Below are 15494 nucleotides of genomic sequence, written 5' to 3' on the forward strand. Positions count from 1 at the left end.
CCGGGCCTGGTGGTGGAGGCCGACCCGAGCTTCTTCGAGCCAGGCCACCGCGCCGGGCCCAATCGTGAGGAAGGCTTCCTCGGCGGCGGTGGCCGGTCGCGGTGTGCGCTGCCCGGGCGCCGAGGGCGGGTAGTGCTCGTCGAGGATGACCGGGCTGCCCGGGGTGGAGCGGCGGTGGCGGGCGATCTCGGTGGCGACGCCGTCGACCAGCGCGGTCACCATGAGATCGTCACTGTGCCAGCGCACGAACACTTCCCGTCCGGCGTGCTGGTGCGGGACGGAGTAGCGGACCTGGTCGACGCGGATGGTGGAGTCGCGGTCGTGGACGCGGCGGGTGGTGCCGAACGCGGCGGTGTAGGCCGACGCGGGGACTGGATGCAGCCGGAAGCGTTCCTCACCCAGCATTTCGATGGGGGCCCTGCGGGTTTCTCGATGCGGACGGGCGTTGATTTCGGCCATGAACTCGTCGCAGGCGGCTTCGCTCTCGGCGAACGAGCCGTCTTGACCGTGTTCTCCGCGCCGCCCTTGGAGGCCGGGTCGGCGGGTAGGCAGGTGCGGATGGTGGTGCCGTAGTGGCGGCCGATGGCGACGATGTCGGGATTGCGGACCGCCAACGAGGCGATGTGGGTGGTGGTGACGGTCTTCTCGTTGTCGGTCAGGCAGTAGGTCGGGACGCCGCCGACGGCGCGGAAGGTGGCGTCTAGGCGGGCCGCGACCGTGGGAATGGTCTTGTCCAGCACCGGGATCACCACCCGGAACCGCGACCAGGCCAGCCACGCGCACCACAACGTCACTCGCCGCTCACCCAAGCGGGGGCCTTCGCCCCAGTCCCACTGCATCCAGAGCCCGGTTTCGCTGACCCAAGGCCTGTGGACGCGTCGGTGCCCGGCCTGGTAGGAGTCCTTCGCGGCGGCGCCCGCGCGGCGTGTGGTGCGTTCGCTGCCATCGAAGCCGAGCGCGTGCAGGCGTTTGTGGACGTGGTCGGCGCCGATGCGCCCGCCGGAGGCCTCGACGAGTTCTTCGATCTTGGGCATGAACGCGTCGATGAGTTTCGCGCGCCGGGCCGGAGCGTCGGGGGGTGTTCCGGCCCGGCGTAGTTCGACGTAGCGGCGCACGGTGTGGTGATTGCAGCCCACCAGCTCGGCCGCTTTGCGGTAGCTGCCAGTCAGGTCCTAGGCAGCCAGAATCTCCATGATCTCCTCGTTCGACTTCACAGCTGCCGCTGACCGAGCGGTGGGCTCGCGATGGGTGTTATCAGTCGAGTTGGGCTTGGAAGATGGCCCGGTTGAAGTAGGCGCGTGCTTCCCGGATGAGGCCGTCCTCGTCGAGGTCGTAGATGTTGATGCCCGACCAGTTCACCGGAGTTCCGGTGCGGGTGACCGCCGCACCGGTCCAGGAGACCGCAACGGAATCGCCGACGGTGTGGGCTTCGCGCGGAGTCAGGCCGAGGAAGGGACTGAAGTTCGGTAGCACCGAGGCGATGAACTTGCGGATTGCGGTGCGGCCCAGGATCGGCGGTTCTCCGACCGGATCATGGAAGACGCCGTCGGTGGCGAATGCGTTCGCCCAGGCGTCAGGGTCGCCGGACTGGGAGGCGGCGAAGAACTGCATCACGGCAGCGGGCATCGCGGGCATGGTCATTGTGGTGATCTCCTTTGTAATGAGGGTGTTGATGGAGGGTTCCGGGAAGTCGTAGGGGTTCAGGCGGATGCGATCGTGCGGTGTCGACGGTCGTAACGCCGTGCGAAGGGCAGCACCGCGAGTCCGGCGATGGCCAGCACCGCTTGCAGACCGCAGACCCCGGGCCAGCCGAAGCCCGCGTAGCAGGCTGCGGCCAGGGCGGCGCAGGTCGCGCCGCTGAGGAAGACCGCGACCATGTAGATGGTGTTGGCGCGGCTGCGCGCCTGGGGCAGATAGGCGAAGATGCGGGCCTGGTTGGCGATCTGGCTCCACTGCACCGCGACGTTGACCGCGACGATCGCCGCCACCATGAACCCCAGCACGGTGCGGCCCAGCGTGTAGGCCCCGGCCGAGAGCAGCGTCAGCAACAGCGCGGCGGTGATGATCGGCAACGGGCCACGCTGGTCGATGAACCGCCCCGCCCACGGTGCCGCGAACGCGCCGGCCAGCCCCAGGACCCCGAACAAGCCCGCCGTGGCGGTGCTGAAGTGATAAGGCTCGTGAGTCAGCACCAGGACCAGCGAGGTCCAGGTGGCGTTGTAGGCGCCGAACAGGCTCGCATGCAGCAGACACGAGTGCCGCAGGGCGGGTTCTGCCCGCACCAGTCGCGGCAGCGAGGCGAGTAGGCGGCCGTAGCCCAGCGTGGTCGCGCGAGCTGGCTCACGCGGAGTCCAGGCCACGGTCAGCAGCCCCGACGCTGCGGTGAGTACGGCAGCCAGCACGTAGACTGCGCGCCACCCGAACACCTCGCCCACCGCGCCGCCGACCACGCGGGAACCGATGATGCCGGTCATCAGCCCGATCTGGACTCCCGCCACGACCGAGGCACGCCGTTGTGGCGGGGCCAACTCGGCGGCCAAGGGCACCAATACCTGGGGGACGACGGTGAATCCGCCCACCAGCGCCGCGGCCGCCGCCAGCAGCGACAGGCCGGGCGCGGCCGCAGCGAGCAACAGCGCGATCACCGTCGCGCTCAGCATCACCATCAGCAGCGGGCGTCGGCGACGGACATCGCCCAACGGCACCAGGAACAGGATCCCCGCCGCGTACCCCAACTGCGCACACATCACCACCACCCCTGCCGACGACGGCGCCACACTCAACCCCTGGGCGAACAACGTCAGCAGCGGTTGCGCCAGATACACATTGGCCACCGTCACCCCACTACAGATCGCCATCACCGTGAACAGCAGCGGGCGCACCGCCATACCGGTCTCGGTGGATGGCCGGTCGGGTGTCGGCTCATCGGTCGTGGTCATCACCATCTCCCTAAACGATCGAACTAGTTAGTTCGGATACTAGGAGTTCACGGCAACGCCGTCAAACGAACCAGTTCGTTACAATTTCGGACGTGGCATACGATTCAGCGGCAACAAAGGAACGCATCCTCACCGCGGCGGCAGCCGAATTCGCTGCACACGGTGTCGCCGGAGCTCGCGTGGATCGGATCGCGGCCACCGCCAAAGCCAACAAACGAGCCATCTACGACTACTTCGGCGACAAGCAAGCACTGTTCGCCGCCGTGTTGGAGCGGTTGATGACCGACCTGGCCGAAGCGGTGCCACCTGGTGACGATGCCGAACTGGGCGCCTATGCCGGAGCGCTGTTCGACTACCACCGCGCCCATCCCGAAGCCCTGCGACTGCTGATGTGGGAAGCGCTGGAAATGGGCGAGGACACGGTTCCCGACGAACAGGCGCGCACCCAGCACTACCTCGACAAAATCAGCGCCGCCGAAACCGCAGCACGCACCAGCGACGAGGATCCGCGCGCCTTGTTGTTCTTCACTCTCGGTCTGGTCGGTTGGAGTCTTGCCATGCCGCAGTTGCGTCGAATGATTCTCGGATCCGACTACACACCCGAACGCCTCCGCGCAGCTGTGTCCTCTGCAGTACGCGCGCTCGCCGACGGGCCGTCCTCCGACACGTAGATCTCCACACCAGACTTCCCGCCCCCGCGACCATCTACCCCGGGAGCCTTTGGCCGACCTCGGTGGGAAATCTGCTGTCCGCCCGTGTGTTAACTCAACTGGCCGCCAGTGGGGAGATTTTCTTGACCACTAACACATGCGCCGTTTCTGCCGTGCCAGGTCCTGGGCGGCGGCATGTTGTAGTGCCCGCCGATGAGCTGAATGTCGGTGACCGCGTGACGTGGTGGGCGCTTGCGCGAGGTGGGGCTCCAGAGCGCGGTAGAGGGTGGATCGGCTCGACCGCAAGCCCGTATACTCGGTCGTCCACGCGATCACCCCGTTGGTAGCTAGGGTCAGGCACCACGCCGGTTCGGTCTGGGCTTCCAGGTGCCGGGCCCGGAACGCTCCTTCGTGGGCGTAGATGAGGTCGTGTTTGAGCGCGTAGATCGACTCGCCCTTATTCAGTTGACGGGAGATCCTACGCCGATAGTCCGGATCCGACAGATAACGAGCCGCGTAGATCGTCCGTCGCATGGGGCCATATTCGGCCCGTGACCAACGATCTTGTGAAAACTGGCGTTAGGGGCTTGATTCGAGTTCGGCGGTGATCTCGATCTAGGTGGGTAGGGTGGTTGTCCCGATATCGGTCGCCAAACACCTCAAGATTGGTAGCTGCGTCGAGAAGGCCGGCGCATCGATGACGATGTGCTGTCCCACATCAGCCCGGCGACAGCGAGAACATCAATTTCTGGCGACCACCGGTGTTCGACGCCAAAGCATACAACAACGCAACGTGGTCGAGCGATGCTTCAACCAACTCGAGCAGTTCCGGGACCTGGCCACCCGCTACGCCAAACGCGCCGCCTACTACCAGGCCGAACTCACCATCGCCGCCATCATCCTCTGGCTCCGGTGACTTACAGGACGAACCTAGCCTTGCCTGTCATCGCGTACGTCGATGTGGAGGACGCGAGCGCGATCCGCCTCGAGGCGGATCTGGGGGCCTCGGTGTAGTCGGGCGACCTTGCCGCGGCACGAGGGTTGCCGCGTGGTTGCGTGCCAGCACGGCATGGTAAATGCGAACGACACGCCGCACCCGAGCATTCCGTTCGGGGTGTGAAGAGTTCGTGCTACGGGCTCGAGTTCGGGTATCGAAGGCCTGAAAGCGGTCGCGGAGCCGCGCATCGTCAACGGCTGAGCGCGACGACGCCTGGCTTCACCCGAACGTAACCTCGGGCCGATGGCACCGCAACATACGGGCGACACCGTTGTTTTCCAACATTCGTAGTATCAAGAAGGAGGTGCCGATGCCGACCCTCACTCCTCAACTGGTCGATCATCCCTTGGCGCTACCGATCGCCGACGAGATCGCCGAGGTGCGGTCGATCATCGCTGCAGCCGGGTGGATCGCGGACACAACGCGTTTCGTCTACGTCGGCTTGGAGGAGCCGGACAAGTACGCGCTGTACGACCGGCCGGGCGAACTCGACCGGCGGTTCCGAGTGCTGTTGCACGATGTGCACGACGCCGCCTCTGTCGACTTGGTCGTTTCTCTCGGCGCCCGGAAAGTGATCGCACAGCGGACTCTGGACGCGGTCTCCGACGGCCAACTGCCGATCCTGGACGAAGAATTCGGTCTGGTGGAACAGATCCTGTCCGCCGATCCGGGGTGGCTGCGGGCGCTTGCCGACCGCAGCCTCGATGTATCCCAGGTGCGCGTCGCCCCTTTGTCCGCGGGAGTCTTCCAGTTTGAGGGGGAACACGGCCGCAGGATCCTGCGCGGGCTGGCCTTTCTGCAGCATCACGGGAAGGACCACGCGTGGGCGCACCCTATCGACGGCCTGGTTGCCTTCGTCGACGTGACTGCGCGAGAGGTGTTGCGCATCATCGACACCGGACCGGTGCCGGTGCCGACGACATCCGGCAACTACGATGATCCGTCGGTCACCGGCCCGGCGCGCAGCACGCAGAAACCGATCGAGATCACCCAGCCGCAAGGCCCGAGCTTCACTGTCGACGGCAATCTCGTCGAGTGGGAGAAGTGGTCGTTGCGGGTCGGTTTCGACGCCCGCGAGGGGCTCGTACTGCACCAGATCGGATTCCGCGACGGTGGGCGGTTGCGGCCGATTGTGCATCGTGCGTCGATCTCGGAAATGGTCGTTCCCTATGGCGACCCGTCGCCGATCCGCTCTTGGCAGAACTACTTCGACACGGGAGAGTACCTGGTCGGCCGTTACGCCAACGCGCTGGAGCTGGGCTGCGACTGCGTCGGCGACATCACCTACTTCGACGCGGTGATCGCCGACGAGACAGGCAATCCGCGCATCCTGCGGAACGCGATCTGCATGCACGAAGAAGACTTCGGTGTGCTGTGGAAACACACCGATTTGTGGAGTGGTTCGCATGAGGTGCGCCGCCAGCGCAGGCTGGTGATCTCCTTTTTCACCACCATCGGCAACTATGACTACGGCTTCTTCTGGTACTTGTACCTCGACGGCACCATCGAATTCGAGGCCAAGGCCACTGGGATCCCTTTCACATCGGCCTATCCCGGACCCGGCCACCCCTACTCCAGCGAGATCGCGCCCGGTCTGGGTGCCCCGTATCATCAGCATCTGTTCAACGCCCGGTTGGACATGATGGTCGACGGGCATCGCAACCGGGTCGATGAGGTGGAGTCCAAGCGCATTCCGATCGGCCCCGACAATCCGCACGGCAACGCCTTCACCCTGCGGCGGACGACGCTGGCAAGTGAGGCGCTGGCACAGCGGCTCGCGGACAACGAAGCCGGGCGCACCTGGCACATCGTCAACCCCGAAGTCACCAACGGGCTCGGTCAGCCGGTGGCATACGTGCTGTACCCGGAGGGCAAGGAGCCGTTGTTGGCGGCCGAGGGATCCTCGATCGCCGGCCGAGCAGCTTTCGCCGCCAAACACCTATGGGTGACCCGATACTCACCAGTTGAGCGCTATGCGGCAGGCGATTTCGTAAACCAGCACCACGGCGGCGCAGGGCTGCCCGGTTATGTCGCCGCCGACCGTGCGCTGGAAAACGAGGATCTTGTGGTCTGGCATTCCTTCGGTCTCACACACTTCCCGCGCCCGGAGGATTGGCCGATCATGCCCGTCGACTATGCCGGCTTCGTGCTGAAGCCACACGGGTTCTTCGACGGCAATCCCACGCTCGATGTTCCCGCAGCAACCTCGGCGCACTGCCGTGAAGCCGCTGCTTGTCACGGAGGTTCGCATGAATGACATCGCCAACCAAGGGCTGCGCGGTTCGGTGGGCGTAACGGGGATCGTCTTCCTGGTGGTGGCCGCGGCGGCGCCGTTGACGGTGATCGGCGGCGCGCTGCCGGTGATGATCGCGCTCGGCAACGGAGCCGGTTCGCCGACCGCTTTCTTGGTCGCCGCCGCGGTGCTGCTCGTATTCAGCGTCGGATACGCGGCGATGAGCAAGCATATGGTGGATGCGGGCGCCTTCTACGCCTACGTACGGGAGGGCCTCGGCGGAAGATGGGGGCTGGGGGCAGCCGGACTTGCCCTGCTGGCGTATACCGCGATTCAGGCCGCCATCTACGGCTTGGCCGCGTCGGCTGTGCAAGGTCTTGTCGTGGACTACGGCGGACCACGGCTTCCGTGGTTCCTGTACGCGCTGGCACTAATCGCGATCGTCGCCGTGCTCGGTTACTGCAACATCGAACTGGGTGCGAAGGTGCTCGGCGTCCTGCTGGTAGTGGAGATCGGGATCATCCTCGTGCTGTCGGCGGCGGTGTTCATCCGCGGCGGCGCGCACGGCATCGACGCGGTATCGTTTACACCCCCGGTGTTTCTCGGCGGGTCGCCCGGGATCGCGCTGATGTTCGCCATCGCTTCCTTCGTCGGATTCGAAGGTACCGCGATATACAGCGAAGAAGCCCGCGATCCGAAGCGCACGGTGCCGTTGTCCACTTACGCGGCGGTGCTTGTGATCGGTGTGGTCTATGCGATTGCGAGCTGGGCGATGGTTTTGGCCTTCGGCAGCGACGAGGTGGCCGCGGCGGCGGGCGCCGATCCTTCTGGACTGGCCTTCACGGCAGCAGGGAAGTTCCTTGGCCCGTTCGCGGTCGATGTCATGCGGATCATGCTGATCACCAGTCTGTTCGCCGCGCTGCTGGCCTTCCACAATGCGATCTCGCGCTATCTCCACGTGCTGGCGCGAGACGGTCACGGGCCACGTGCGCTGAGCCGGACGCACCCGCGGCACGGCTCGCCGCATCGCGGTTCGGTCACCCAGACCGCCTCGGCGCTACTGGTGGTCGGCGCGTTCGCACTGGCGGGCGCCGATCCGGTGCTGCAACTGTTCACCTGGCTGTCCGGTCTGGCGACCATCGCAATTCTGATCCTGATGCTCCTGACCAGTATCGCGGTGATCACCTTCTTCGCCCGGACACGGCTCGATCGCCGAGTTTGGCACACGCGAATCGCCCCGGTACTTGGCGCGTTCGGCCTGCTGGCGGTGGCGGTGACGGTCGTCGCCAACTTCACGACCCTGGTGGGGAGTGCACGGGCGGCGAACGTACTGCTCTTCATCGTCGTGGCTGTCTTCTTACTCGGCATGGTCTCGGCAAAGATTCGGCCCCACCCGGCTCCGGTCGGTCTCGCGGCGTCGGCCGACACTGCGGGCTGAGCCGAACGGTGTCGGCGTTGATCGGATCAGCACATGAGGGCATGGCCGCCGGGTGGGATTGCCGGTGACCGCCATCGCATTCGGTTGCGTGTTCACCGTCGCGCCCGCCTGTCGCCGTGACTCGGCCGCCGTGCATTGCGTGATCGACCTCTTGGCGATCGCGGGGATCGTCCGGAGCAGCGCGCAGGCCGGACCCGGACCGCCGCTGCGCACCACCACGGCGGCGGAGGACCCGACGACGCGACCGTGCTCGGTTACGCTCCGTTGCTGATGTGGGTGGCGCCGCAGTCATCGCTGCCTGTTCATCGGCGGGTGCTGCGGTGCGACCGGCAAAGGAGCGGGTCAATCTGCTGGCATCCTCGGTTATGACAGCGACCATGGCGCCGATGATTTCCTAGCGCGTCACTATGCTGGGTGGATGATCCGGCGAGGCCGTGGTGGCGCATGCCCAAGTTGGTAGATCACGAGGAACGCAGGCTTGCGATCACCGCAGCCGTATGGCGGCTAATCGCCCGCCGCGGCCTCGACTCGGTGAACATGCGCGACATCGCCAGCGAGGCCGGTTACGCGAACGGCTCACTGTCGCACTACTTCAAGGGCAAAGACGACATCCTCAGGTTCGCCTACGAGCACGTCTACGACGCCACCGAACGACGCATCGCCGCCGCTCTCGGCGAAGCCACCGGCCTGGACGCATTGCGCATCTTCTGTCGCGAAGTCCTGCCGACCACCCAGGAGACTTTGCTGGAGGCCCGCATCGCCATATCCCTGTGGCAGCGGGCCATCTACGACGAACATCTCGGGGCGATGAACGAACGTATGCTGGCGGACTGGCGCGACCGCTTGATCGAATTTCTTGAGCAGGCAGTCGACGCACGGGATATCGCACCGGTGGACACGCCACTGGTCGCCGACCAGATTCTGACCCTTCTAGCCGGCGCACAGATCGTCGGAGTGCTGCTGCCCCAGGTGGCTGCTGGAGAGCGCCAAATGGAAATGCTCGAGGCCCTCCTCGCCAGTATACAAAGATGACCTTGACGAGTCCTAGCCCACATCGACAGCTCACCGTCCTCCGGGGCGAATACTTGTAACGCACACGCAGTGGATGAACGATGCCAAAGCGATAGCCGACGCGCCGACACCTGCGAGATCCACCGACGCCGGGATCACCGCATTCAGATCCCGCACCCAGCGCGTTACGCATCCCCGTCGACGACGGCGTGAATCCGCCGTTGCGCAGCCGCTCCAGCTCCACATACTTGCGGCGGATATCCTCCCGGGTGTCCAGCAACCCGAGCAACACCCCCGGCTGGCACTAGATGAGACGAGCGCAGTGACGGGAGACTGTCATGCTGCGATCTGTGGGAGCCCGGAGGTGAAACCCTCCGGGCCACCCGGCAGGTTTGGGCGCGAAATTTGGGCACGTCCTGGCCAGCTGGGGGATTGTAGCGCCACACCTCATGCCCGGATGATTTGTCCAGCACAACCTTGGCCGGTGCGAGCGCAGGAACGTTGGACAGGTTTTGCCCGAGCCCCGGCAGCGTGGCCGCGGCGCTCACCCCGGTCGAGTAGTAGATGTAGCCGGGGGCATCTTCGGGTTGTCGCGGTTCACCGTGTACGCCGGTGCACCGATCGGCAGGCTGGGCACCAGCGGCGCTGCCGGCGCCGCCACCGGTGTCAACGCCGCGACAGCCGCTGCGAGCGAGACCGTGGCCCTCCGCCGTGAGTGCTGAATGTACTGGTCATGGGGGATCCTTCTGGAGAATAGTCGTGGTCGGTTTCTGGGCGTCGATCCGGGATGGTTCGATCGCGATATGCGGCAGGAGCCGGTCGAGCCATGGTGGGAGCCACCAGTTGGCGGGGCTGAGCATGATGGCGGGGCCGAGGACGGCGCGGAGTATGAAGGCGTCGAGGAGTACTGCGGCGGTGAAGCCGATGCCGAACTCGGCGAGCAGGCGCTGGCCGGTCAGGACGAACGCGAGGAAGACGCTGATCATGATGGCTGCCGCGGGGTCGATGACCCGGCCGGTGTCTGACTGTCCCGATCGGACCGCGAGGGCGTTGTCACCCTCGCGCAGCGATCTTTCGTGGATGGAGCTGACCAGGAACACCTGATATCCGTGGACAGTCGGAACAAGACCGCGATCATGATCATCGGGGCAACGGTTCGATCGGCCTCGGGGTGTAGCCGCCGATGGCTGCGAGCACGAGACCGTACTGGAACACCCTGGCCAGCACGCCGAATGACGCGGCGATGACGAGCAGATTCATGACTGCGGCCGTGACAGGGATGGCGACGCTGCGGAATGCCACCAGCAGCAGTGCCGTGCCCATCAGCACGATGACGGTGACGAACGGCGGCATTTTGGCGGCGAGGGTGTCGGCGAAGGCGGCGGTGGCCCACCGAGATACGGCTCGAGCGTCGTGCCCTGCGCGATCGCCGTGTGGTCCCCGCAGTCGGTCGATCAGGCCATCGTGGCGCGATCCTGCGGCGCCGTGGCGGGGATGATCTGGATCAGGGCGGTGCTGCCCGCGGGGTTGAGTGCCGGCGGAGTCACGCCGGCAACGCCGGGAATGGTTTTCACGGTGTCGGCCAGGGCGGTGAGTGTGGTGTGATCGGCGGGGGTGTGGAGCTCGGCGGCCAGGGGTAGTGGCCCGTTGATGCCGGGCCCGAATCCGGTCGCCAGCATCTCGTAGCCCTTGCGTGTATTCGCCCGGCTGCAGCATTTCCGGCATCGGCCGTCCCCAGATGCAACGACAGTGCCGGCAGGCTCAGCGCGGCCATGACCGCGACCGCCACGCAGGCCAGCATCCGGGGATGGCGCTGCAGCGATGCGCAGCCAGCGTCCGTCGGCCGGGCGGTTCTTCTGCCGCCTAGGACGCTGGTGCGGTAGTAGCCGAGCATGGCCGGCAGTACGGTGACCGCGGCGAGCACCGACTGCGCCATCATTAGTGCGGCGGAAATGGCCAGCCCGTCGAGAAATCCGATTCCCAGCAGCATGGTTGCGAGCAAGGCGGCACAGACCATGCTACCCGCGAGCAGCACGGCGCGCCCGGAGGTTCGAGTGCGTCCGCGATGGCGTCGAGGGGGCTGTTCCCGACGCGCAGCGCGGTCCGGTATCGGTTGGCGATGAACGGCGCGTAGTCGATCCCCACACCGGGACCGACCAGCGCACCCAGCGCCGGGTGGTATCGGTGATCGGGTACAGGTGTGACTGCAGCACGACAACGCTGAGTCCGGCACCGAGTGCCCCGACTGCGGTGATGATCGGCAGTGTCATCGCGGGCATCGAACCGAACACGAGCAGCTGTATGACGGCGGCGTCAGCCAGCCCGACCGCTTCGCTGAGCCCGGCCGCCGGTTGTTCGGTCACCTCGATCATCGCGCCACCTGCCGCCGTGTCGAGGCGGTCCGTGCGGGTCGCGGCCACTGTGTCCACGATCGGCTGGACATCATCCTTGGTCAAGTCGGTGCGGGGCGCATCGAACGGCACCTCCGCCCTCGCGGTGCGGCCGTCGGCGGCGATATCTGCCGCCGATCCTGGAGCGCCGGGCGATACGGGCACGATACCGCTGCCACGTGCGGGATGGCCGCCGACCTCGGCGAGCAGGGCAGTGATCCGGTGCTGCACGTCGCGGTCGCGCTCCGCCCCCGACGTCCCGTGCCACACGATCGTGGCCGATTCCCGGAGCTACCAGGGAATTCTCAGGCGAGGATCTCCTGCGCCTTCCCCGAATCCGTCGACGGCACCGTGTAGTCCGCTCGGTAGGCACTATCGGCCAGGGCCGCACAGGGCACCAGCATGGCCCGCACGACGAGCGAACCCGGCGACACGGTCCGCTTGTGCCGCAAGCACCACTCGGCAGCACGCTCACAACCCCACTGTAAGCAACATATGTGCCTCTAAATCAAAAGAATTTGAGATATAAAGGTACAGTACCGTATCTTAACTATGGTCTGACGAGAACTGAGAGGGAGCTATGGGAGCACTGTCCAGACGTCGTGTCCTGGCCGGGGCCGCTGCCGCGGCAACCACCGCGAGCTGCGGACTCGCGCTGTCATCCGCCGACGGTCCGGCCGAGCAGGACCCCGGTGGTCGGCGCATCGACATTCATCACCACTTCACGCCGCCGCAGTGGCTGACATGGGCCGAAGCCCGGGGGTTGGTGATCGCGCAGGCGCTGCCGTGGTGGACACGATGGGATCTCGATGCCGCGCTGTCGGCGATGGATTCCGCGGGGATCGAGACCGCCGTGGTGACCGCCGCGACACCGGTGTTGTTCTACGCGAACCGCGCCCAGCATCGGGAGAGCCTGACCGTCGCGTACCAGGCCATGGCCGATCTCGCCGCCGCATATCCGGGCCGGTTCGCGTTCTTTGCGCCACTGCCGCTGGACGACCTCGACATCGCCGTGTGGTCGGCCGGGTACGGTCGCCGGGCCGGTGCGGTCGGGATGAACGCCATGACGCACGACACCGCGGGCCGCTACCTCGGCGACCCCGCCTTCGATGCGCTGCTCACTGAGCTCGACACCAGCCCCACGGTGATCAACCTGCACCCCGCCGACCTACCGGGTACCACACCAGTGACCCCCGCTGTCCCCGGCGTGCCCGGCTTCCTGTGCGACTACCCGCTCGCCACCACTCGCGCGGCGGTCACCATGACCGTGCACCGCACCCTGGACCGCTTTCCGAACCTGTCGGTCATCCTCCCCCACGGCGGCGGGTTCCTGCCCTACATCGCCAGCCGGTTCGGCGACGCCGGCAGCTACCTGCAACCACCCGTCGATCCCGCACTGGTGACCGACTATCTGCATCGCTTCTACTACGACACCGCCGCCCCGATGTCGCCCGCCTCGACACCGACCCTGATGGCGACAGTCGATCCCGCGCACATCCTCTACGGCAGCGACTGGCCCGCCGCCCACACCGACCTCATCACCACCGCCGCCTCCGACCTCGACACCGACCCCGCCCTGACCGCCACCCACCGCCACGGCATCAACCGCCGCAACGCACTGGACCTGTTCCCTCAGCTCAACCACTGACCGCAAAGGGTCACCATGACCAATCCCGACACCCACGCACCCACCAGTGAAGCCGTCGAACGCGGAGCACGCGCATACACCCGAGCACTCCTTACCTGCTACGACGTCGTCGTCCTCGGCTTGGTGAGTCGGTTCGTGTGGCGAGCACCGCGCGCCCGCACCCAACATCACTACGACCTGCACGTCGGCGCACGCCATCTCGAATTGGGCCCTGGCACGGGATATTTCCTGCAGCACTCGCTGCGACGACGGCCGCCCGAACGGCTCGCTCTCGCCGATCTCAACCCCGAAGTCCTCACCTACAGCGCACGCCGACTCGCACTCCACCGTCCCGAGATCTACGAGCGAAACATCTTGCGCCCCTTAGAAATCGATCCACCCCGATTCGACTCGATCGGGCTGAGTTTCCTGCTGCACTGCCTGCCCGGCTGCATACGCGACAAAGCAGTCGTGTTCGACCATGCCGCCGCCGTCTGCGCACCCGGAGGCCGGATCTTCGGCAGCACGGTACTCGGTCGCCGCGAACCACACAGCCCCGTCGCCCGGCTGCTACTGGCCTGGTTCAACCGCAAAGGCATGTTCGCCAACACCGGGGATACGCTTGAGGACCTGGAGCGTCAGCTGGCCCACCGATTCACCGACTACCGGGTGGCCAGGTGCGGGTCGGTGGCGTTCTTCCAGGCACGATGTGCACACGACACGGTGAGCTGACCACCACAGGAGGACAACAGCGGTGACACCCGACGCGCCGGACACCCCACCACGCCGCCGCCGGGCCACCGCTGTGCGGGCAGCGATCTTCGACGCTGTGATTGCCGAACTGGTCGACAACGGCTACAGCGGCCTGACCATTGAACGCGTCGCCACCCGCGCACACACCAGCAGATCCTCGGTCTACCGCCACTGGCCGACCAAGGAACAACTCGTCATCGACACCATCCACCAAGCACTGCCACCCATCGAAAACCCGCCGTTCGCCGACAACGTCCGCGACGACTTCCTGCACATGCTCCGCGCCATCGCCGCCCTCGCCGCAACCCCCGCAGGATTGGCCATCAACGGACTGCTCGCCGAAGCGCACCGCCACCCCGGCGTCGCTGCCGCAGTCTTCGACCAGATCATCGAACCCCGCCAGCAGATCATGCTCGAATCCCTCCGCCGCGCCGCCACCCGCCGCGAAATCTCCCCAACTGCCGTCACTCTCCTGCCGGTCCAGGTCGCCGTCGGCGTCACCACCCTCCACCACCTGCAATTCGGCACGCCACCCACCGACCACGAACTGACCCACATCATCGACCACGCCATCCTGCCCATCCTCGGACTCGCACCCAACCGACAATGAGACCCGAGTGAACCGCGGCTGGTCGGTCCAGCCAACGGCTCCAAACTCCCGATCAAGGGTGGCACTTGATGTCTGATGGGCGTGTCTGATCTCCGGGTGAGGGTTTGCGGTTTCGGACCGGCCATCGGCCATGCGCGGCGACGACCTGCCTTACCGATCGGGCCAGGCCGTGCCAGAGGTGCCAGCGGTCACTGACCCTGCAACGCGTCGGGCCGTGCGCGCCGGATCGCTTCGGCGTAGGTGGCTGATCCATCGCCGACGACCTCTACGCCGGGGTTGTCACGCAGCCACGCTTCGAGTGTGTCGGACTTGCGGTCGGCCAGGACAGCGATCCGCTCGTGGGTGACCGCGTCGATAACCGCAGTGCCGTAGCGGTTCCGGCGCCGCAGCGCGAAGTCGTCCACGCTGACGACCGGTGGAATCGGCCGGTGCGGGATCGGAATTTCGCAGCAGCACTCACGCCGCGGTATGACGAGACATCCGAACCGGCAACGCAGCCAGGACACCGACCGCGGCCCGGCCGGTGAGTTCTCTCACGAGCGCCCGCAGCTGACCGGTCAGCCGGGGAGTGCGGCGCTGGTAGCGTTCGAGCAGGCCAGGCACCTGTTCCCGAAAAGTTCGGCGGCACAGCGGTGTCGGACAGGCCAGCCGCCGAACCCGCTCCCGCCCGACCACCGGACGGCCGTCGATCGGCAGATCCGCAACTGTCCGGTGGTGGTAGCTGTGGATCTTCGCTGACGCCGCGCCGCAACGCGAGTACACCGCCGGGCCCGGCGCTGTCCTGGCCCGCGCCCACGATCCGCGAACCCTCATCGCCAACGGCCCGTCGGTGCCGAAAGCGCTCGT

General features: G+C 66.3%; 16 protein-coding genes and 3 pseudogenes. 9 read left to right on the top strand and 10 right to left on the bottom strand.

The window, feature by feature from the left end; genetic code table 11:
• The 3 genes and pseudogenes from ON21_RS36905 to ON21_RS10535 form a co-directional block, all read right to left on the bottom strand.
• A pseudogene (locus ON21_RS36905) lies at positions 1–1169 on the bottom strand (Mu transposase domain-containing protein); the annotation flags it as partial.
• 85 nt (positions 1170–1254) lie between these two features.
• Positions 1255–1641 (bottom strand): nuclear transport factor 2 family protein, encoded by a 387-nt coding sequence (locus tag ON21_RS10530; protein ID WP_039797545.1) that lies wholly within the window; start codon positions 1639–1641, stop codon positions 1255–1257.
• A 59-nt stretch (positions 1642–1700) separates the two neighbouring features.
• Entirely contained in the window at positions 1701–2939 is a 1239-nt protein-coding gene (locus ON21_RS10535) for an MFS transporter (RefSeq protein ID WP_157170782.1), read from the bottom strand.
• A 92-nt stretch (positions 2940–3031) separates the two neighbouring features.
• Between ON21_RS10535 and ON21_RS10540 the strand changes: the two genes are divergently transcribed.
• Positions 3032–3610, top strand: a complete 579-nt coding sequence (locus ON21_RS10540) for a TetR/AcrR family transcriptional regulator (RefSeq protein ID WP_039797546.1) — start codon at positions 3032–3034, stop codon at positions 3608–3610.
• Between the two features lie 282 nt (positions 3611–3892).
• Here the strand turns inward: ON21_RS10540 and ON21_RS40800 are convergent.
• Positions 3893–4135 (bottom strand): annotated as a pseudogene (locus ON21_RS40800) (Tn3 family transposase); the annotation flags it as partial.
• 247 nt (positions 4136–4382) lie between these two features.
• On the opposite strand from ON21_RS40800, the gene ON21_RS40585 reads away from it, so the two are divergent.
• From ON21_RS40585 to ON21_RS10565, 5 genes are all read left to right on the top strand, one after another.
• Positions 4383–4505 carry a hypothetical protein gene (locus tag ON21_RS40585; RefSeq protein ID WP_281032658.1) on the top strand — a complete coding sequence of 41 codons (123 nt, stop codon included), beginning with the start codon at positions 4383–4385 and terminating at the stop codon, positions 4503–4505.
• Positions 4506–4896: 391 nt separating this feature from the next.
• Positions 4897–6843 (top strand): primary-amine oxidase, encoded by a 1947-nt coding sequence (locus ON21_RS10550; RefSeq protein WP_039797548.1) that lies wholly within the window; start codon positions 4897–4899, stop codon positions 6841–6843.
• Positions 6836–8257, top strand: a complete 1422-nt coding sequence (locus ON21_RS10555; RefSeq protein ID WP_039797594.1) for an APC family permease — start codon at positions 6836–6838, stop codon at positions 8255–8257. The genes ON21_RS10550 and ON21_RS10555 overlap by 8 nt, the downstream gene beginning before the upstream one ends.
• 64 nt (positions 8258–8321) lie before the next feature.
• Positions 8322–8528, top strand: a complete 207-nt coding sequence (locus tag ON21_RS10560; RefSeq protein WP_157170784.1) for a hypothetical protein — start codon at positions 8322–8324, stop codon at positions 8526–8528.
• Between the two features lie 173 nt (positions 8529–8701).
• Positions 8702–9289 (top strand): TetR/AcrR family transcriptional regulator, encoded by a 588-nt coding sequence (locus tag ON21_RS10565; RefSeq protein ID WP_039797553.1) that lies wholly within the window; start codon positions 8702–8704, stop codon positions 9287–9289.
• A gap of 710 nt (positions 9290–9999) precedes the next feature.
• On the opposite strand, the gene ON21_RS35730 is transcribed toward ON21_RS10565, so the two are convergent.
• The 5 genes from ON21_RS35730 to ON21_RS40590 all read right to left on the bottom strand — a co-directional run bounded on the left by ON21_RS35730 (position 10000) and on the right by ON21_RS40590 (position 12092).
• Positions 10000–10368: an MMPL family transporter gene (locus ON21_RS35730; RefSeq protein WP_051020652.1), complete on the bottom strand. Its 369-nt coding sequence runs from the start codon at positions 10366–10368 to the stop codon at positions 10000–10002.
• A 40-nt stretch (positions 10369–10408) separates the two neighbouring features.
• The gene (locus tag ON21_RS38320; RefSeq protein ID WP_051020653.1) at positions 10409–10621 is read right to left on the bottom strand and encodes a hypothetical protein; all 213 of its coding nucleotides are present in this window, start codon (positions 10619–10621) and stop codon (positions 10409–10411) included.
• A 101-nt stretch (positions 10622–10722) separates the two neighbouring features.
• Positions 10723–10947 carry a hypothetical protein gene (locus ON21_RS39240; protein WP_051020654.1) on the bottom strand — a complete coding sequence of 75 codons (225 nt, stop codon included), beginning with the start codon at positions 10945–10947 and terminating at the stop codon, positions 10723–10725.
• Positions 10948–11286: 339 nt separating this feature from the next.
• Entirely contained in the window at positions 11287–11928 is a 642-nt protein-coding gene (locus ON21_RS35745) for an MMPL family transporter (protein ID WP_051020655.1), read from the bottom strand.
• A 35-nt stretch (positions 11929–11963) separates the two neighbouring features.
• Positions 11964–12092 carry a hypothetical protein gene (locus ON21_RS40590; protein WP_281032659.1) on the bottom strand — a complete coding sequence of 43 codons (129 nt, stop codon included), beginning with the start codon at positions 12090–12092 and terminating at the stop codon, positions 11964–11966.
• Positions 12093–12238: 146 nt separating this feature from the next.
• On the opposite strand from ON21_RS40590, the gene ON21_RS10575 reads away from it, so the two are divergent.
• Genes ON21_RS10575 through ON21_RS10585 form a run of 3 tightly spaced genes read left to right on the top strand, consistent with a single transcriptional unit; the run spans position 12239 to position 14648 of the window.
• Positions 12239–13306: an amidohydrolase family protein gene (locus ON21_RS10575; protein ID WP_083880535.1), complete on the top strand. Its 1068-nt coding sequence runs from the start codon at positions 12239–12241 to the stop codon at positions 13304–13306.
• A 15-nt stretch (positions 13307–13321) separates the two neighbouring features.
• Positions 13322–14017 carry a class I SAM-dependent methyltransferase gene (locus ON21_RS10580; protein WP_051020656.1) on the top strand — a complete coding sequence of 232 codons (696 nt, stop codon included), beginning with the start codon at positions 13322–13324 and terminating at the stop codon, positions 14015–14017.
• 22 nt (positions 14018–14039) lie between these two features.
• Positions 14040–14648: a TetR/AcrR family transcriptional regulator gene (locus tag ON21_RS10585; protein WP_039797555.1), complete on the top strand. Its 609-nt coding sequence runs from the start codon at positions 14040–14042 to the stop codon at positions 14646–14648.
• Positions 14649–14778: 130 nt separating this feature from the next.
• On the opposite strand, the pseudogene ON21_RS37880 reads toward ON21_RS10585, so the two are convergent.
• Positions 14779–15468, bottom strand: a pseudogene (locus tag ON21_RS37880) (ISL3 family transposase); the annotation flags it as partial.
• Positions 15469–15494 lie beyond the last annotated feature (26 nt).

The organism is Nocardia araoensis NBRC 100135 (assembly GCF_000308435.1).
In the GTDB taxonomy this organism is placed as follows: Bacteria; Actinomycetota; Actinomycetes; order Mycobacteriales; family Mycobacteriaceae; genus Nocardia; species Nocardia araoensis.